Annotated in this window: 14 protein-coding genes and 1 tRNA gene; 6 read left to right on the top strand and 9 right to left on the bottom strand. The window is 47.0% G+C overall.

Going from position 1 to position 15,897, the window contains the following annotated elements; genetic code table 11:
- Window positions 1-74: 74 nt before the first annotated feature.
- Complete coding sequence (pdhA, locus tag NDI35_RS03185) at window positions 75-1,112, top strand: pyruvate dehydrogenase (acetyl-transferring) E1 component subunit alpha (RefSeq protein WP_445311468.1); 1,038 nt, start codon at window positions 75-77, stop codon at window positions 1,110-1,112.
- A 294-nt stretch (window positions 1,113-1,406) separates the two neighbouring features.
- On the top strand, window positions 1,407-1,790 hold the full coding sequence (locus tag NDI35_RS03190; RefSeq protein WP_445311469.1) for a retroviral-like aspartic protease family protein: 384 nt from the start codon (window positions 1,407-1,409) through the stop codon (window positions 1,788-1,790).
- Between the two features lie 422 nt (window positions 1,791-2,212).
- On the opposite strand, the gene NDI35_RS03195 is transcribed toward NDI35_RS03190, so the two are convergent.
- The 4 genes from NDI35_RS03195 to NDI35_RS03210 form a co-directional block, all read right to left on the bottom strand.
- A complete protein-coding gene (locus NDI35_RS03195; protein WP_445311470.1) occupies window positions 2,213-3,481 on the bottom strand; it encodes an RNA-guided endonuclease InsQ/TnpB family protein in 1,269 nt (422 codons plus the stop codon).
- Window positions 3,482-3,491: 10 nt separating this feature from the next.
- Window positions 3,492-3,869, bottom strand: a complete 378-nt coding sequence (tnpA, locus tag NDI35_RS03200) for an IS200/IS605 family transposase (RefSeq protein ID WP_445311471.1) — start codon at window positions 3,867-3,869, stop codon at window positions 3,492-3,494.
- 79 nt (window positions 3,870-3,948) lie between these two features.
- Window positions 3,949-5,667, bottom strand: a complete 1,719-nt coding sequence (locus NDI35_RS03205; protein WP_445311472.1) for a hybrid sensor histidine kinase/response regulator — start codon at window positions 5,665-5,667, stop codon at window positions 3,949-3,951.
- A 17-nt stretch (window positions 5,668-5,684) separates the two neighbouring features.
- A complete protein-coding gene (locus NDI35_RS03210) occupies window positions 5,685-6,023 on the bottom strand; it encodes a transposase (protein ID WP_445311473.1) in 339 nt (112 codons plus the stop codon).
- A 254-nt stretch (window positions 6,024-6,277) separates the two neighbouring features.
- Between NDI35_RS03210 and NDI35_RS03215 the strand changes: the two genes are divergently transcribed.
- Together NDI35_RS03215 and NDI35_RS03220 are read left to right on the top strand one after the other, a co-directional pair.
- Window positions 6,278-7,324 carry a M42 family metallopeptidase gene (locus NDI35_RS03215; protein WP_445311474.1) on the top strand — a complete coding sequence of 349 codons (1,047 nt, stop codon included), beginning with the start codon at window positions 6,278-6,280 and terminating at the stop codon, window positions 7,322-7,324.
- An 87-nt stretch (window positions 7,325-7,411) separates the two neighbouring features.
- A tRNA-Glu gene (locus NDI35_RS03220) sits at window positions 7,412-7,484 on the top strand.
- Window positions 7,485-7,597: 113 nt separating this feature from the next.
- Here NDI35_RS03220 and NDI35_RS03225 read toward each other — a convergent pair.
- Window positions 7,598-8,089 (bottom strand): helix-turn-helix transcriptional regulator, encoded by a 492-nt coding sequence (locus NDI35_RS03225; RefSeq protein WP_445311475.1) that lies wholly within the window; start codon window positions 8,087-8,089, stop codon window positions 7,598-7,600.
- Window positions 8,090-8,311: 222 nt separating this feature from the next.
- Between NDI35_RS03225 and NDI35_RS03230 the strand changes: the two genes are divergently transcribed.
- On the top strand, window positions 8,312-9,166 hold the full coding sequence (locus NDI35_RS03230; RefSeq protein WP_445311476.1) for a hypothetical protein: 855 nt from the start codon (window positions 8,312-8,314) through the stop codon (window positions 9,164-9,166).
- A 63-nt stretch (window positions 9,167-9,229) separates the two neighbouring features.
- Window positions 9,230-10,675 carry a hypothetical protein gene (locus NDI35_RS03235; RefSeq protein WP_445311477.1) on the top strand — a complete coding sequence of 482 codons (1,446 nt, stop codon included), beginning with the start codon at window positions 9,230-9,232 and terminating at the stop codon, window positions 10,673-10,675.
- Between the two features lie 93 nt (window positions 10,676-10,768).
- Here NDI35_RS03235 and NDI35_RS03240 read toward each other — a convergent pair whose 3' ends face one another.
- From NDI35_RS03240 to glf, 4 genes are all read right to left on the bottom strand, one after another.
- The gene (locus NDI35_RS03240) at window positions 10,769-11,917 is read right to left on the bottom strand and encodes a glycoside hydrolase family 1 protein (protein WP_445311478.1); all 1,149 of its coding nucleotides are present in this window, start codon (window positions 11,915-11,917) and stop codon (window positions 10,769-10,771) included.
- A gap of 124 nt (window positions 11,918-12,041) precedes the next feature.
- Window positions 12,042-13,925 carry a glycoside hydrolase family 2 protein gene (locus NDI35_RS03245; protein ID WP_445311479.1) on the bottom strand — a complete coding sequence of 628 codons (1,884 nt, stop codon included), beginning with the start codon at window positions 13,923-13,925 and terminating at the stop codon, window positions 12,042-12,044.
- Window positions 13,926-14,124: 199 nt separating this feature from the next.
- Complete coding sequence (locus NDI35_RS03250) at window positions 14,125-14,481, bottom strand: STAS domain-containing protein (protein WP_445311480.1); 357 nt, start codon at window positions 14,479-14,481, stop codon at window positions 14,125-14,127.
- Between the two features lie 104 nt (window positions 14,482-14,585).
- Entirely contained in the window at window positions 14,586-15,833 is a 1,248-nt protein-coding gene (gene glf / locus NDI35_RS03255; RefSeq protein ID WP_445311481.1) for a UDP-galactopyranose mutase, read from the bottom strand.
- Window positions 15,834-15,897: the final 64 nt, after the last annotated feature.

Below are 15,897 nucleotides of genomic sequence, written 5' to 3' on the forward strand. Positions count from 1 at the left end.
TTCTGCTGCGGTTGTGTCCCATCTGGGTTTAAATTTAGATGTCTAGGAAGCCGATCGTCGGGTATTAATTATTTATGGTTCAGGAACGGACTTTACCAGTTTTTGACGCGCAAAGCGTAAACATTTCTCGGGATGAGGGCTTGATGCTCTACGAGGATATGGTCTTGGGGCGCTATTTTGAGGACAAGTGTGCTGAGATGTACTACCGGGGCAAAATGTTTGGTTTTGTCCACTTGTACAACGGTCAGGAAGCTGTGTCTACTGGCGTGATTCGATCGATGCGCCGGGATGACACTGATTACGTCAGCAGCACCTACCGCGATCACGTTCACGCTTTGAGCGCGGGCGTCCCGGCGCGGGAGGTAATGGCGGAGTTGTTCGGGAAGGAAACTGGTTGCTCGAAGGGCCGCGGCGGTTCGATGCACATGTTTTCGGCCGAACACCGATTGTTGGGAGGTTATGCTTTTGTGGCTGAGGGGATTCCTGTAGCTACGGGGGCGGCTTTTCAATCGAAGTACCGCCGCGAAGCTTTGGGGGATGAGAGTTCCGATGGGGTAACGGCTTGTTTTTTTGGCGATGGTGCTGCAAATAACGGGCAGTTTTTTGAATGTTTGAATATGGCGGCTTTGTGGAAGTTGCCGATTATTTATGTTGTGGAAAACAACAAATGGGCGATCGGGATGGCCCACGAGCGAGCTACTTCTGACCCACTGATTTACAAGAAGGCTCATGCTTTTGGCATGGCTGGTTTTGAGGTTGACGGGATGGATGTTTTGGCGGTGCGGGAAGTGGCGAAAGAAGCTATAGCGCGGGCGCGAGCCGGCGAGGGGCCGACTTTGATCGAGGCTTTGACTTATCGCTTTCGCGGCCATTCTTTGGCCGATCCTGATGAGTTGCGTTCTAAGGAAGAGAAGGAATATTGGTTCCCCCGCGATCCAATTAAGAAGTTGGCTGCTGATTTGATCGATCGAACTTTGGCAACTGCTGAAGAATTGAAAGAGATCGATAATAAAATTCAAGCAGTAATTGATGATGCAGTCGATTTTGCTGAGAAAAGCGCTGAACCCGATCCTAGCGAATTGTATCGGTTTATCTATGCTGAAGATGAGTAATCTTTAGAGATATTTTGCCTGCGGTTGCAGCCTACAGGTTAACACCTGTGGCTGCACTAATTCAAAACTAGAATCAAAGGTAGACTTTATAGACGAAAAGAGGCGATATGATAAATCGCGATCGCGATCTAACTCAATCCAGCAAAAATAAGGGTGCAGTTCGAGTCAAAGTCAAGCTAACGAATGCCATTGATGAAGGGAGCATCTCACTTTTGCAGCCAAGCTAGAAATTGGAGTTAGGAGCCAGGAGTCAGGAGTCAGGAGGAAAGAGGAAGAAGAAGTGTTTTTACAAATATGAGATGCTCCCTTGATGAAGCCTTAGTGAGTCGAGGAGTGCTAAATCCAAATCTGTTGCGCGTGTACGAAGCAAAAGCACTGATAGATAGTGGCGCAGTCAGAACTGCGTTACCTGCGGATGTAGTAGAGCAGCTCGGTTTAAGAATTCGGAGTCAGGAAATAGCAAAATATGCTGATGGCAGACAAGAAACAGTAGGATTGACTGAACCTGTTATCATTGAAATAGAAGGGCGCGAAACGATTGAGGCGGCAATGGTTTTAGGCGATATGGTGCTAATCGGCCAAACTGTGTTAGAAACTTTAGATTTGCTAGTAGATTGCAAAAATCAGCGTCTAATTCCCAATCCCGAAAATCCCGAAAAGCCTGTATTGAGAGTTTAATACTAAATCTAGCTTAAATACCTCCTTGATTTATTATGTTCGAGTGCCGATATCGGCATGATGGCAGCATTTTAAATCAGCACAAATTCAACGGTTTACGAAGGCTTTTAGTCGTAGAGCCATTCTTCAAACTCATCTTTACAGCGCCAAGCATCAAAACAGGTAAAAGGTTCCCAAAACCAACGCAAGACTTACAATAAAATTAGGCGTTGCTTAATCAGGGTATGAAAAAAATAAGTTGAAAATTCCCAAGCTTTGTGGATACTGGTCTCTATGACTGGCATATTTAGCCTTTCATACCGTAAATCAGCAACGCCTATTAAACTTTGTTAAATACTGAAGGCGGTTTCAACCGCTCCCGACTTATCCCCATGTCTAAAGCCAGGGGCTTGCGTCTCGTTCTTCGTTGATACTCCCCAGCCCTAAAGGGTCGGGGATTCTTGAAGAGTCCAGATACGAACTTTCAAAGGCGAAATCAAAACGCCTCTACTGAATTTTTTAAGGCATAACCCTAAAATTGCCGATACTTTTCGCAAAATATTTGCAGCTCCGTTACAGTCTGCATTGATTTTGCTTCCATCTTTTGGACGATACAATCCACGATTGATGCGCTTTCCAGATTCTTTCCACCCTTCAGTTTTTTCACCGAACTTAGGCAGCTCATCTGAATCTAGAAAACTCGCCTTACTTGTATAGCTTTCTTCGGTTTCAACAAATTGAATACCGTACTGTTCACAAAGTTGAGAAATCCTATCCTTCAATCGAGCGGTAGGAATTTGCACAAAGTTTTGATTCGTTTTGCTGCCAAGATTTATTGCTTGGCGCATCCCCTTGTTCCAGCCAAAAACGACCGTACCTATTTGGTTCTCAAGGCAATGATTCAATACTAATCTAGCTGCTTTGTTAACGGCCTCTCTGACCTGCCTGTTTCGCTTTTCTGTAATATGCACCAATCTCCTAGACCAAAAGCCTTGAGGTCTATGCTCTTTAATCGCTGCAACTCGCTTATTATACCATTGATTTAATGATTTTAGATGCCGTTTATCTACGATAAAACTTGTTCCCGCATTGGAAACACAAGTTAACCAATTATTCAACCCTGGATCGATACCCAGAGCTTTATCGACATCTAGTTCGACTACTACTGGCTGAAGTTGGTAGATCAACTCGACATAAAATTGTCTATTTCTTGGCAAAATGCGTATCTCTCTAATTGTTTTGTAGTCCAAGTTGGACGGCATTGGTAAATGAAATTCACCAAGGCCAAACCACAATTTAACTTTACTGCCTAATGGGAACCTCAATTGCCCATTCTTTAGCTTTACGTCTGCTTTTGGGAACGTCACGAGTTTTAGGCTGTTTTTGCGGTATTTCGGTAGTTTGGGGCGTTGCGTTACTGTACCACCCTTAATTCCTTTCAACAGTCCAATATACGACTTAAAAGACTCCGCAACACTGGTCAACGTTTGTTGAGCGACATGAGAATACAGTGCTTTGAAATGAAGATTTTCTTTGAATAATTTGTGCAAGTCATACTTGCTGGGAATTCTCCCGGTTTTAAAATACAACTGCCGAGAATAGTAAGTCCCGCAATTAGCTAGTTTGTTCGACTCTTCGCATACAAACTCTAGAACGCTTCTTAACTCTCGATTTGGACTAATTAAATTTTGCTGGCATCCATAACTAGACATTTTTTTGATTCTAAATGTACTGCTTGATTACTGAGAGAGGCGCACCGCCAACAGTCGCAATAAAGTAGCTATTTGTCCACAAGGTTGGTAATCGACTTTTTAGCCAAGGGAATTCTTGGCGAAGATACCGAGAAGAGCGCCCCTTCATATACCGAATCAGTCTGGTAATTCCCAACTGAGGATCGCACTCAACCAAAAGGTGAACGTGATCTGGCATTACTTCCATTTCGATTAATTCACTACCAAACTCAATCGCCGTCTCTAACAATATTTCTTTTAATCGAGTATCAACACCTTCAATTAAAACTTTTCGGCGATATTTCGGACACCACACAATATGGTATTTACACGAGTAAACAACATTTTTGTTTGATTTATCAAGAATCACCGCACATGAAAGGTCGGTGAGTATTTCAAAAGAAGCCCATTATTCTCAAACGCAACATTTGTTTTTGAACACCTGGATTTTAGCACCTGCTTGTACGTCCGGTGAGGCTGGCCACCACCGCCACTAACTCGGCAGCATCTACGGGTTTGGTCAAATGCATCTGAAAACCTGCTAATAGTGCCTGCTGACGATCGTCATTCCGGGCATAGGCCGTCAGGGCGATCGCGGGTAGCCTACCGCCCCGCTGCACTTCAAGTTGACGCAACTTGCGGATCAGGGAGTAGCCATCCTCATCCGGCATCCCAATATCGCTCACTAAAACATCGGGGCTGCGCTCGGTTGCGGTGTCGATAATGGTCAAGGCCTCCTTGACCGAAGCCACAGCCATGACATCAGCACCATACTTTTCGAGAATCGTGCTCAGCAACTCTAGCGCGTCAGCCTCGTCCTCTACCACTAAGATTTGTAAGCCTTCAAGGGTCGGCGAGACCGGAAACTTCCCAGTCGCCTCGACGAGCGAGTTTAATGGTTCTGGAGCGCTGGGTGGTAGATGGATAATCATCACGGGCAGTTTGACTGTAAAGGTCGTCCCCTGTCCTATCCCTGGACTCACTACCGTTACAGTCCCGCCATGTAATTCAACTAATTGACGCACAATGGCTAACCCTAAACCCAACCCCCCATAACTGCGAGTAGTCGTGCTGTCGTGCTGGCTGAAGCGATCGAAGACAAACGGTAGAAAGTCCGAGCTGATGCCTGTTCCAGTGTCGCTGACAGTAATTTCAACATGGGAATTAACCCGTTGCAAACAAATCTGGACTCGCCCGTCTTTAGGCGTAAATTTGAGGGCATTAGAAAGTAGATTCCACACAACTTGCTGCAACCTATCGGCATCACCCAAGAGCGGGCCAGCTTCAGAATCGAGCACGCTTTGCAGGCGAATTGACTTTGCCTCAGCCGCCAACTGTACAGACTCAATCGCCGATTCAATCACCGGCACGAGGTTGACAGGACGGACTCGAAGACGCAGTTTACCTGTGATGATGCGAGAAACATCGAGGATGTCTTCGATGAGCTGGGCTTGAGACTTTGCGTTTCGCTCGATCGTCTCCAAAGCCCGCGCCACCTTATCCTCACTCAGGTTTTTTTGCCGTAACATCGTTGACCACCCTAAGATCGCGTTGAGAGGAGTTCTGAGTTCATGAGAAAGAACCGAGAGAAACTCATCCTTGGCACGGTTAGCGGCCTCTGCCTCTGCCCGAATTATTTGTTCACGCCTCAATAATTCGTCTTTGGTGCGATTAGACGCTTCCAGTTGGGCAGTGCGTTCCTGCACCCGTTGCTCTAGCTCCACATTAATCGCCTGGATACGGCGGCGACTCTCTTCTAGTTCCTGGTTTGTAAGGGCAAGTTGAGCTGGACTGGGCGTATCGAGTGCCACTGGAATTAAGGGAATCAGTAAAAAGGTGAAGGTATACAAAGACCAAGCACCAGTGACCGCTTTGATCAGTCCTGAAACCCAATAAATAGGGTGCCAAAGTGTCACTATTCCCATCAGGTGCGTCATGCCACATAAGGCAAAGATAAAAAAGAAACCCACCAGCAGTATCACCGTGTGGGCAGGCAGATCCTTACGCTCATTCGTAAAGTAAACAATGGCAACCGCCACCGAGAAATAAGCGAGGGTAGTCAAGGCATCTGACGTTAAGTGCAGCCAGACTAACCCCGGTTTCCAGAGGTAGCAATGCCCGTGAGGAATGAAATTATTAGAAAAGAAGGTGCTCAAGAGGTCAGGCATATTAGTTTACGGCACTGTCAAGTTAATTTAGGGGGTGTCATCAATTCAACCAGATGACCGCAGCAGCCAGAAGAATCGCACGCCGGAAAGTTCACCGCCCTAGGGTGATAGCGCGTAGCGATTGCCTGATACTGCTTGAGCTTGGGGAAAAAGTTCTCAATCACATGACGGGCTTTGTACAATTGAGCATCGTAAGTTTCCAGGGTCTTGCAATTGCGGCGAGGTGAAATCACGGTGATCTTCCCCTCGGCATTGAGGCGGTCAATCACACGCTGATCTGGATCATAGCCCTTGTTAGCCAGCAGTGTATCCCCCACCAGTAACGGCTGCAGTTGGTTGCCTCCTACTCGCGTCACCAGTTTGTCGGGGGGTGAGGTGAAACCCCAACGGATTGCCTAACGCATCCACGCGCTCGCATAAATCTTGTTACTCAATCGCCCTTTGCTGCGTCCAATTGCTTCATTCCTAGGCTCCTCAAAAAGCTCAGCAGGAAGATGTTTCTTTCAAGTGGGAAAATGCCTGAATTAAAACTAAGTGTATCGCCGGGGAAATAGAGAGTAAATCTGCTTTAATATATGTCAAAATTCGCTCCTAAAAACGAAAATCAAAAATGTTAGAGTTCGATCGCCTGTTCCAAACAATCGAAGAATTAGTAATGCTGCACTCACCCAGCGGTGCGGAATCGGAAATTAACCAGCGGTTGATGGAAAAATTCGCCGCCCTGGGAGTGAATGCGATCGTCGATCGCGCGGACAATGCGATCGCCCTAATTAAGGGTCGCAATCCCGAAAAGTCGATCGCCATTACCGCCCACAAAGACGAAATTGGCGCCCTAGTTAAAACAATAGGCGAGAGTGGCCGCGTGGAAGTCCGCAGATTGGGCGGCGCATTTCCTTGGGTTTACGGCGAAGGCGTGGTGGATTTGCTCGGAGACAAGCAAACAATTAGCGGCATTCTCAGCTTCGGTTCCCGCCATGTTTCTCACGAATCTCCTCAGAAAGCTCAGCAGGAAGATGTTTCTTTAAAGTGGGAAAATGCCTGGATCGAAACTAAGTGTACCGCCGAGGAATTAGCCGAGGCCGGAATTCGACCGGGCACGCGGATGGTGGTGGGAAAGCACCGCAAGCGCCCGCTGCGGTTGAAAGATTGGATCGCGAGCTACACTCTGGACAACAAGGCTTCAGTGGCGATTTTGCTGGCTCTGGCGGAATGTTTGAAAGAGCCTGCGGTGAATGTTTATTTGGTAGCGTCGGCGAAGGAGGAGGTTGGGGCGATCGGAGCTTTGTATTTCACCCAGCGCCAGCCGTTGGACGCGCTGATCGCTTTGGAAATTTGCCCTCTGGCACGGGAATACCCGATTCGTGACAGCGAAAACCCGGTTTTGCTGGTTCAGGACGGCTACGGAGTCTACGATGAAGGATTGAATGCCCAATTGCGCGCAGCCGCCGCAGCATCGGGTGTAGAGTTGCAGTTGGCGGTAATTAGCGGTTTTGGAAGCGATGCTTCGATCGCCATGAAGTTCGGCCACGTAGCCCGCGCCGCTTGTTTGGCTTTCCCCACCCAGAACACCCACGGCTTTGAAATTGCTCATCTCGGGGCGATCGGCCATTGCGCCGCCATCCTCAAAGCCTACTGTGACGTGCTTTGGGATGACTAGAAAAAAAAGTTTCGCAAAGTAGTTGACAGATTGGGAAAGATTAGTTAAGGTAATAAAGGTGCGGAACACAAGCAAACGCAACGACGCGCCCCCATCGTCTAGAGGCCTAGGACACATCCCTTTCACGGATGCGACGGGGATTCGAATTCCCCTGGGGGTATTAAAAATTTAAGTCTGATATCAAAGTGATATCTAGTATGTGGGGTGGGCATTTTGCCCGCCCTTATTGCTATTCGGTTTAACATTAATCTGATACCTTCGATCGCACTTTCGTTAGTTGGCACCATTGCCATTGATATCGAAGTTTTCTATGATGGGAATTTCTGAAGGTGAGGATGCGACTATTCGCAGGTTTATATCAACTATGATTTGATTTTTATCAACAACTACATTGGCTTTTTTTATTAAGAATTTTATTGGTAAACAATCACCTGATTCAGGTTCGGCAGATGGCTGAGTTTTATATCCTGCGTCCTCCAGCCATTCACAAATCTTCCTCCAGTTTTCTACCTTTTCATCAGCTTTACCTACAAGATTTTTTACATATTGGTATAAAGTATTACAGAAATCTACGGCAATTCCCTTGGGGTTTTTACCGAGCCTTTCGGCAATTTCGGCGGGACTGTAGCCGCAGAGTAGACCCCGTAGATGTTGTTTCTCTGTGGGCGTGAGCCGCTTTCCCTTGGCGGATGCTAGGTCTGTGTAAAGAGTTTCTAAGTCCCAGTCGCGGGCAGCTTCGGAGAAGCGATCGTTAGAGGATGCCATTGCAGGGGATAGGTTTCTGGATTTTTTATAATCAAAGTCTAGCACAATTCCTAATGCTTATTAGTTTCTTTGTTAAAGGTGGTTAAGTTAGTATCAAGGAAAGCAGGATCGTGATTAATTTTACACCTGGAATCGGGGGAAGGCTCACTGCTTGCGCGGTAGAGTTATCTGCTGGACAGAGTTATCAACACAAACTCCTCATAATTAGGTATTTACCCGTAAATGTTTAACCACGAATACAAAAAAGAGGCACAAGAGAAACTGCGCCGTGCAGTAGAAAATTACCAAAGAGATTGTGAGTATTTACAAAATGCCGCTGGAAGTCTTTATCAAACGCGAGTTAATCGTGGGGTTGAGATTATCCAACTATGCGAAAAGTATATTAACACGTTGGCCAACTCGCCAAAAGAATTTAGCAAAGTTGTTACAAAACTGAAGTTTCAGCTCAAGGAAATTACTGGCAAAGATTGGGATCTAATTTATTCGGCTCATAACAGCAATGTAGCCGCAGCAGCAGGTGGTGCAGGAGTCATGGCTGGAGCAGGAGTTGCCTGTTTTGGGCCAGCAGCAGCAATGGCAATTGCCACAACTTTTGGAACAGCCTCAACAGGTACTGCGATTGCTTCTCTTTCCGGTGCAGCCGCCGTTAATGCTGCTTTAGCCTGGTTAGGAGGTGGCGCTCTTACTGTGGGTGGTGGCGGTATGGTGGCTGGAAATGCACTGCTGGCACTAGCAGGGCCGATTGGCTGGGGGATTGGTGGTGTAGCTTTGGCTGGTAGTGCTTTTTGGACAAGTAGCGAGAATGAGAAAATTGGGAACGAAGCCAACAACCGCGCTCTTGAAATTGAAGGTGACACAGCTAAAGTCAACATAACCAAGAAAGAAGTCAATCTTCTTGAGGGGGAAACTGTCAAACTAGCTAACTTGATTCAAAGTGAACTGCAATACTTCAAGCAGAATGCACCTTTGAATTACCTGAATTTTAGCCAAGCTCTCAAACAAAGGCTGGGGACTTTAATCAATTCCATTACTTCCCTGAGCGAGTCTATTAAAAAGACCGTAAACCTGACAATGTAATTATAATTTGGAGTGCAGCATTAGACTCTAGCAATTAGGGAGTAATGCTGCATTTTTTTAAACATGGAAAAAAGAGAAGATAGACATCTGACAACTCAATTCGTTGCTGCAATAGTAGCAGAGGAAAATCTGCGCCATGCAGAACAGCTTGCAACGGAACTCAGTAAACAAGACCGAGCTTTTTTTACAGCGGTCGGGGAGATTGATAAAGTTCGTGATTTTGTGGGTACTCCCGAAAACATTCTGGGAAACACAAGCACAAAACACGGTGAAATAGCTGAGCAAGTGGAAGTTGGTATTCGCAATGCAAAATCTCTTTTGAACTCCTCTGAAACTCGCGCTACTTTTGAAGGAGTGGGTAGAACAGCACCGGAAGATTATTTAATTGATGGTATTAAAGTACAGTCTAAATTTGTGAATGGGATTGGCAATAATTTAGACCACGTTCTCGACCACATGAAGAAATACGAAAGTTTTGGCAGAGATGGGTCATATTACCATATCCCTAAAAACCAATATGAAATTATTGATAAAATATTGAAAGGGCAACAAGTCGAGGGAATAACAAGTCGTACTGCTCAAAAAATACAAGAAAAAGCTCAAGAAATAGAGCAGATATCTGGTCGTCCTTTCAGTCAGACTGTTCAAGCTGGATCGTCTAACTATGAAGATGTGCAAATAGGCAAAGTTGACGATACGCTAGATCGCAGAGAGCATGAATTAAAGCAAGAAAACAAACAAATTAAGGATGGGATACGCTACGAAGCTAAACCTACTCTGGCTGATTTTGGTAACGTTGCTGTTAAAGGCGCGGTTATTGGTGGTAGTATTCGATTTGCTACTAAGCTTTACGCTAAGTATAAGCAAGGTAAAAACGTTTTTAAGGGTGAGTTAACCCCCGAAGACTGGCAAGAAATTGGAATTGATACGGCAAAAGGAGCTGCACTTAGTGGTATATCGGCAACAGCTATTTATGGGTTAACTAATTTTGCCCAAATGTCTGCACCTTTAGCTGGTGCTTTTGTTAGTGCTGGTATGGAAATTGCTAGCTTGGTCGGCAGTTTGAATCGAAGGGAAATTACTGCCGATCAATTCGTTGAATTAAGTTTATTTGCTTGTGCTGATTCAGCCATTGTTGCTGCTGGAGCTACTATCGGACAAGCTTTGATTCCGATTCCTGTTGTTGGCGCTATCATTGGTGCGATCGCGGGTCGAATCGTGACAGGTTTCTGTAAGCAGTTATTGGGAAAAGATACTCATATTGCTCGACAAGTGGAACAATATTATAAACAGTCCCTCGCTAAAATTGATCGCGCTTATAAGGCAGCCGTTGCTAATATTGTTGCTACCTATGAACGATTAGGTAACTTAGCGGAAGCAGCTTTTGAATCTAACTTAAACCTTGAATTGAGATTGCAAGCTAGTATCGAATTAGCTGAAGCTTATGGCGTTCCTGATTCCAAGATTATTCACAATGTAGATGAGCTTGACTATTTTATGCTGAGTTGAGCGAATGAAATATTAGGAAATCATCGGGAATTTTTAACGCAGATTTATTATAAGGTGCGCCCCAGCGCACCCTACAGAATTAGATCGCAGCTATCAATTCTGCGACTTCAGCAACGGTTCAATCTGCTGCCTTTGAAACTGCAATTCATCCGCCAAAGGCTGATAAATTTCCCGATCGCCCGATTCATTGCAATAATCCCACAAACCATTGTAACAGTGCCTGTCGTCGTCCCAACCCGGATGGTTGACAATCGGATACAAGCAGATTCCCTCTATCGGAACTCCTGCTTTCATCGCCGCCATTACCTCTGTGCACACATAATTAAACCAGACAGGTCTAAAATCGTCTTCAGTGCCTGTTTCAGCGATGAATAAGGGGCGGCGGTAACGCTCAAACACTTCTTGCAGCATTTCACGAAACGGGCGGTACAGCGGATCGGTGTATTTCATCGGCTCTTCATTGTGAATCCACTGATTGCGATCGTAATAATTCACCCCAATAATATCGAGATATTTTTCCTTACCGCCAAGTTCCGGGCGAAAACGTCCAGCCAACATATCCCAAGCTTGATATTGAGATAAGCGATAACCTTCCGCCGCGTCCCGATCCTCCGGTTTGTCAGGGTCAGCAATAATGTTAATTACGGGGTCGATTTGAACGATCCGAGTGCGGGGATTGACTTCCCAAACTGATTCTATCGCTGCGATCGAAGCTTTGATTAACTGGATTTTTAGTTCGTCTCCCCGCCCTTTTGCAAACGGATTGATGTAGGCGACATCGCCGCCGGCCCAAGCAATAAATGAAATTTCATTGACAGGTGTTACAAAAGGTGTTTGGTCGGTTTCCTCCGTCAGCACTTCCATAAAAGCGCCCACCATGTTTGCAAACCTGGACACAAATTCGGGACTGAAAATATCAATATCGTCGGGCCAGCCGTAGTGAAACAAATCCCAAATTACCTGCATTTTCATGTCGCGGGCGGCCCGGATGATTGGCAGGGAACTGGAAAAATCGTATTTTCCGGGTGTCTGTTCGATTAAGTGCCAGCGGAGGCCTTCGCGGACTGTGTAAATGCCTTGGTCCTGCAAGCGTTGGTAGTCGGCTGCTGCAAATTTATCGTGACCGGTGGCGGCTGTGACATCGAGGCGTTTTCCAGATTGCAACCTGTGGGTGGAACATTCAAATCCGCCCATGAAAAAACTTTGAAACATCAATCGGATGGGTAATGGGTAATGGGGCATTGGGCATAGGGCATTGGGCATTGGGAAAAGGGAAGAGGTTCATAAATGATTGAGACTTGCTATATCCAATAAATTGGAACTGCGGGCAATTACCAATTACCAATGCCCAATGCCCCATGCCCCATTAGCATTGAGTAATAGCTTGCGGCTGTGAACTTTCTTCGGGAATATCCCAGCCGAGAGTTGCCGCAGCGATCACCTCTAGGGGAAATTTGGGAGTGCGATCGGCATACAGCAAACCGTTAGCTTCTTGGTAAGTATCGGTTAACTGCGTGTAACAAAATCCGCTGAACATTTCCACTTGGTTTACCACCTTCAACAGCGCGCTGTAGCGCCTTTGCAGTTCCTGGGTGTCCGACGCGCGCACGTAGCCCCAAACCCTGTAAAAATCGGGGTTTTCGCGGCCAGCGCAGGCGATGCCGCCGAATTCTGTCAGCATCATCGGCTGTCCTTGGTGCGGGTGGCCGTCGAGGGTGAGGATACGCCCTCCCGGACGCCCGCGATCGAACAAATCCGCTAGCTGGACTTCGGGCCCGTAGCGCTTGGCTAGGGTGTGCGGGTTGTTGTCGTAGTCGTGAATCGCCAGGATGTCGGTATCGATGCTTTCCCAGCCGTCGTTACCGATGACGGGGCGAGTCGGATCGAGGGTTTTTGTCAAGAAATACAGCGCTTGCACGTAGTTGCGGTGGGCTGCAGCTTCGACTAAATTCGGAACTCCCCAAGATTCGTTGAACGGCACCCAGACTACGATACAGGGGTGGCTGGCGTCGCGGTCGATGACTTCTGTCCACTCCCGCGTCAGCCGTTGCACGGCTTTGGGAGTGAAGCGGTAGGCGCTGGGCATTTCTTCCCAAACTAAGAGCCCCAGCACGTCAGCCCAGTACAAAAATCGGGGGTCTTCGATTTTTTGGTGCTTACGGACGCCGTTGAAACCCATTGCTTTGACTAATTCGACATCGTGCCGCAAAGCTTCGTCGGAAGGGGCCGTCATCATGGTCTCGGGCCAGTAACCTTGGTCGAGCACCAGTCGCAAATAGTAGGGGCGGCCGTTTAGCATGAAGCGATCGCGCTGGATGCTGACCGTCCTCATGGCGGTATAAGATTTAACCTCGTCGAGTAGTTTGCCGTCGGCCCACAACTGCACTTGAGCGTTAATTAGCGTCGGCTTTTCGGGACTCCACAGCAATTCGTTGCGGTAGTCGTCAATACCAGGGTCGGAGAGGGCGATGCGGCGGTGGATTTCGCCGTTGAGGACTTCGTAGGTGTCGTTGACCAGCAGCAGACAGCCGATCGACAGTTTAACTTTAATTTGGATTCCGGACTGGCGATCGCCCGCGACAAAGGCTTCAAAACCGATTTCCCAGCGTTCAAACTGGGGAGTCCAGCGGATGCGCTCGATATAAGTGTGAGGTACCAATTCTACCCACACTGTCTGCCAAATGCCGGTCGTGCGCGGATACCAAATACTATGTGGCTCTATTTGCCAGTCTTGCTTGCCGCGGGGTTGCTCCAAACCTTGCGGGTCGTCCTGGGCCCAGACTGTCACCCGCTGCGGCCCGTTGAGGTTCAAAACTGCTGTAATGTCTGCGGTGAAAGGAGTGTGTCCGCCTTCGTGTTCGATGACAAACTGACCGTTCACCCAGACGCGGGCGCAATAGTCTACGGCCCCAAAGTGGAGGAGAACTCTGCCTTCTGTGTGGGGTACGTCAAATTCGCGTTCATACCAGCAGTTGGCGTGAAAATTCGTATCGCCGATCCCGCTTTTTGGCGATTCTGGAGCAAACGGCACTTCTATAGTGTGAGTCCACTCAGAAATATCGATCGGCTGCACACAACGTCCGCCGTCATCATAAGCAAATCTCCACTGACCATTGAGACAAATCCAGTTGCTCCGGCGCAGTTGGGGGCGCGGATAACCTGTTTTCCGTCCTTGAACTGTCACCTTACTATCAAGAGTTGCAGACTCTTCTATCTCGCAATTTTCTAGTTCTCTACCTAACCAACTCATCGGCACATCTACCCAAAGTTATATTTATAGGTTAGCTACAATTACCACCACTTTGACAAGTTTTTTGCTGATTAATTTGCAAAAGTTCTGCCAATTAAAACAGCCTCATCTGCAGGCTCTCTTGTGCTGAACTCATTAGTCAGAAGAAAGAAGAAAAAACCAGGAAGATTTTTCCTATCCCCCCTATCCCCCTATCCCTCTAGCTAGCAAGACTTGGCAAACCTCCTAACTGTTCAGTTAGCTCACTTGTGAGAGAAAATTCTTCTGCAAACGGCAAACAATGAAATATTTGCTGTAGTCCCGTGAGTTCAAATAGAATTCTAACTTGTTCGCTCATGGCAGAGATCAAAAGTATACATTGGCTGTCTCTAACTAATTTCACGATCGCCACTACAGCCATTAACTCGGAATTTTTCAGGAAATTTATCTTTGAGAAATCCAGCATAAGAATTTTGCCACCGTTTTCAATGAGGCGCTGTATTTCTTTCTGAAACTGAGCAAATTGAGAATTTTCCAAAACCTCATGAGACAAAACAATTTTAACTAGAACGTTCATTTTTACCTCAATGCTTGTTTGAATTATTAAATAACTTTTGATGAAAAGCGAGTAAGGTGCTCTCTCGGCACCTTACCTTTTTACCCGTAACTCGCAGCTTCTAGCTACTTGGTACCAGATTTGCCGTTGCCGTTGCCGTGGCTGTTGCCGTTGTTGACAGCAGCGACTTCTAGAGAAGCTGCGGCTGGGCGAGGGGCAACTTCATTCGAGGAGCTTACATTAGAGGGAGTACCGTTAACATTTTCTACCAATTCAATCACCGGCTTGGTAGTAATTTGTTTGTAAGTTGTCAGAGCTTGAGCGACCACTTGATCCATGTTGTAATACTTGTAAGTCGCCAGCCTTCCCACGAAAGAAACTCCCGGAGTTGCATCAGCCAAAGCCTTATATTTCTTGTAAACTTCGGCATTCTCGGGACGCGGAACCGGGTAGTAAGGGTCTCCCTCAGCTTGGGGGTATTCGTAGACAATGCTAGTTTTTTGATGCTCTTGTCCGGTGAGGTATTTAAACTCCGTGCAGCGAGTATATAAATGCTCGTTGGGGTAATTTACGACCGGGGCTTTCTGGTGTACGGGTACGTTCAGTGTTTCGTGCTTGAATTCCAAGGAACGGTAAGGAAGTTTCCCGTAGCAATAATTGAAATAGGTATCGACCGGCCCGGTGTAAATCATTTCTCCGTAAGGGATAAAACCCTCAATCTCGCGGTAGTCGGTATTCAGCATCACCTTGATGTTTGGGTGAGAAAGCATCTTTTCAAACATCCGAGTGTAGCCGTGCAGCGGCATTGCTTGATAGGTATCAGTGAAATAGCGATCGTCCCGGTTAGTGCGAGTGGGTACGCGCGCAATCACTGAGTTGTCGAGTTCCGACGGATCCATTCCCCACTGTTTGCGGGTGTAGTTGCGGAAGAATTTCTCGTAAAGTTCGCGGCCGACTTTGCTGACAACTACATCTTCGGAAGTGCGAATGTAATCCTTTGGTTCTGCTACTTTCGCGAAGAAATCTTCTACTTCAAATGAGGTGAGATTCAGTCCGTAAAGTTCGTTTACGGTGTTGAGATTGATCGGAATGGGCAGCAGTTGACCGTCAACGCTGGCTAGGACGCGGTGTTCGTAGGGCCGCCACTCGGTGAAGCGCGAAAGATACTCGAAAACGGGGCGCGAATTGGTGTGAAAAATGTGGGGGCCGTATTTGTGTACGAGGATGCCGTGGTCGTCGTAGTGATCGTATGCGTTGCCGCCGATGTGGTTGCGGGTATCAATTATCAGGACAGTTTTTCCGGCCTCATTTGCTAGTCTTTCGGCAATGACGCTACCTGCAAATCCGGCTCCGACGATTAAATAGTCAAACATTGAAACACCTCTGATTGTGGGTAAGGGTAAGGGTAAGGAATAATTGGTAATTGGACATACAGCG

It is taken from the genome of Microcoleus vaginatus FACHB-2002 (assembly GCF_040004035.1).
GTDB classification, from domain to species: Bacteria; Cyanobacteriota; Cyanobacteriia; order Cyanobacteriales; family Microcoleaceae; genus Microcoleus; species Microcoleus vaginatus_C.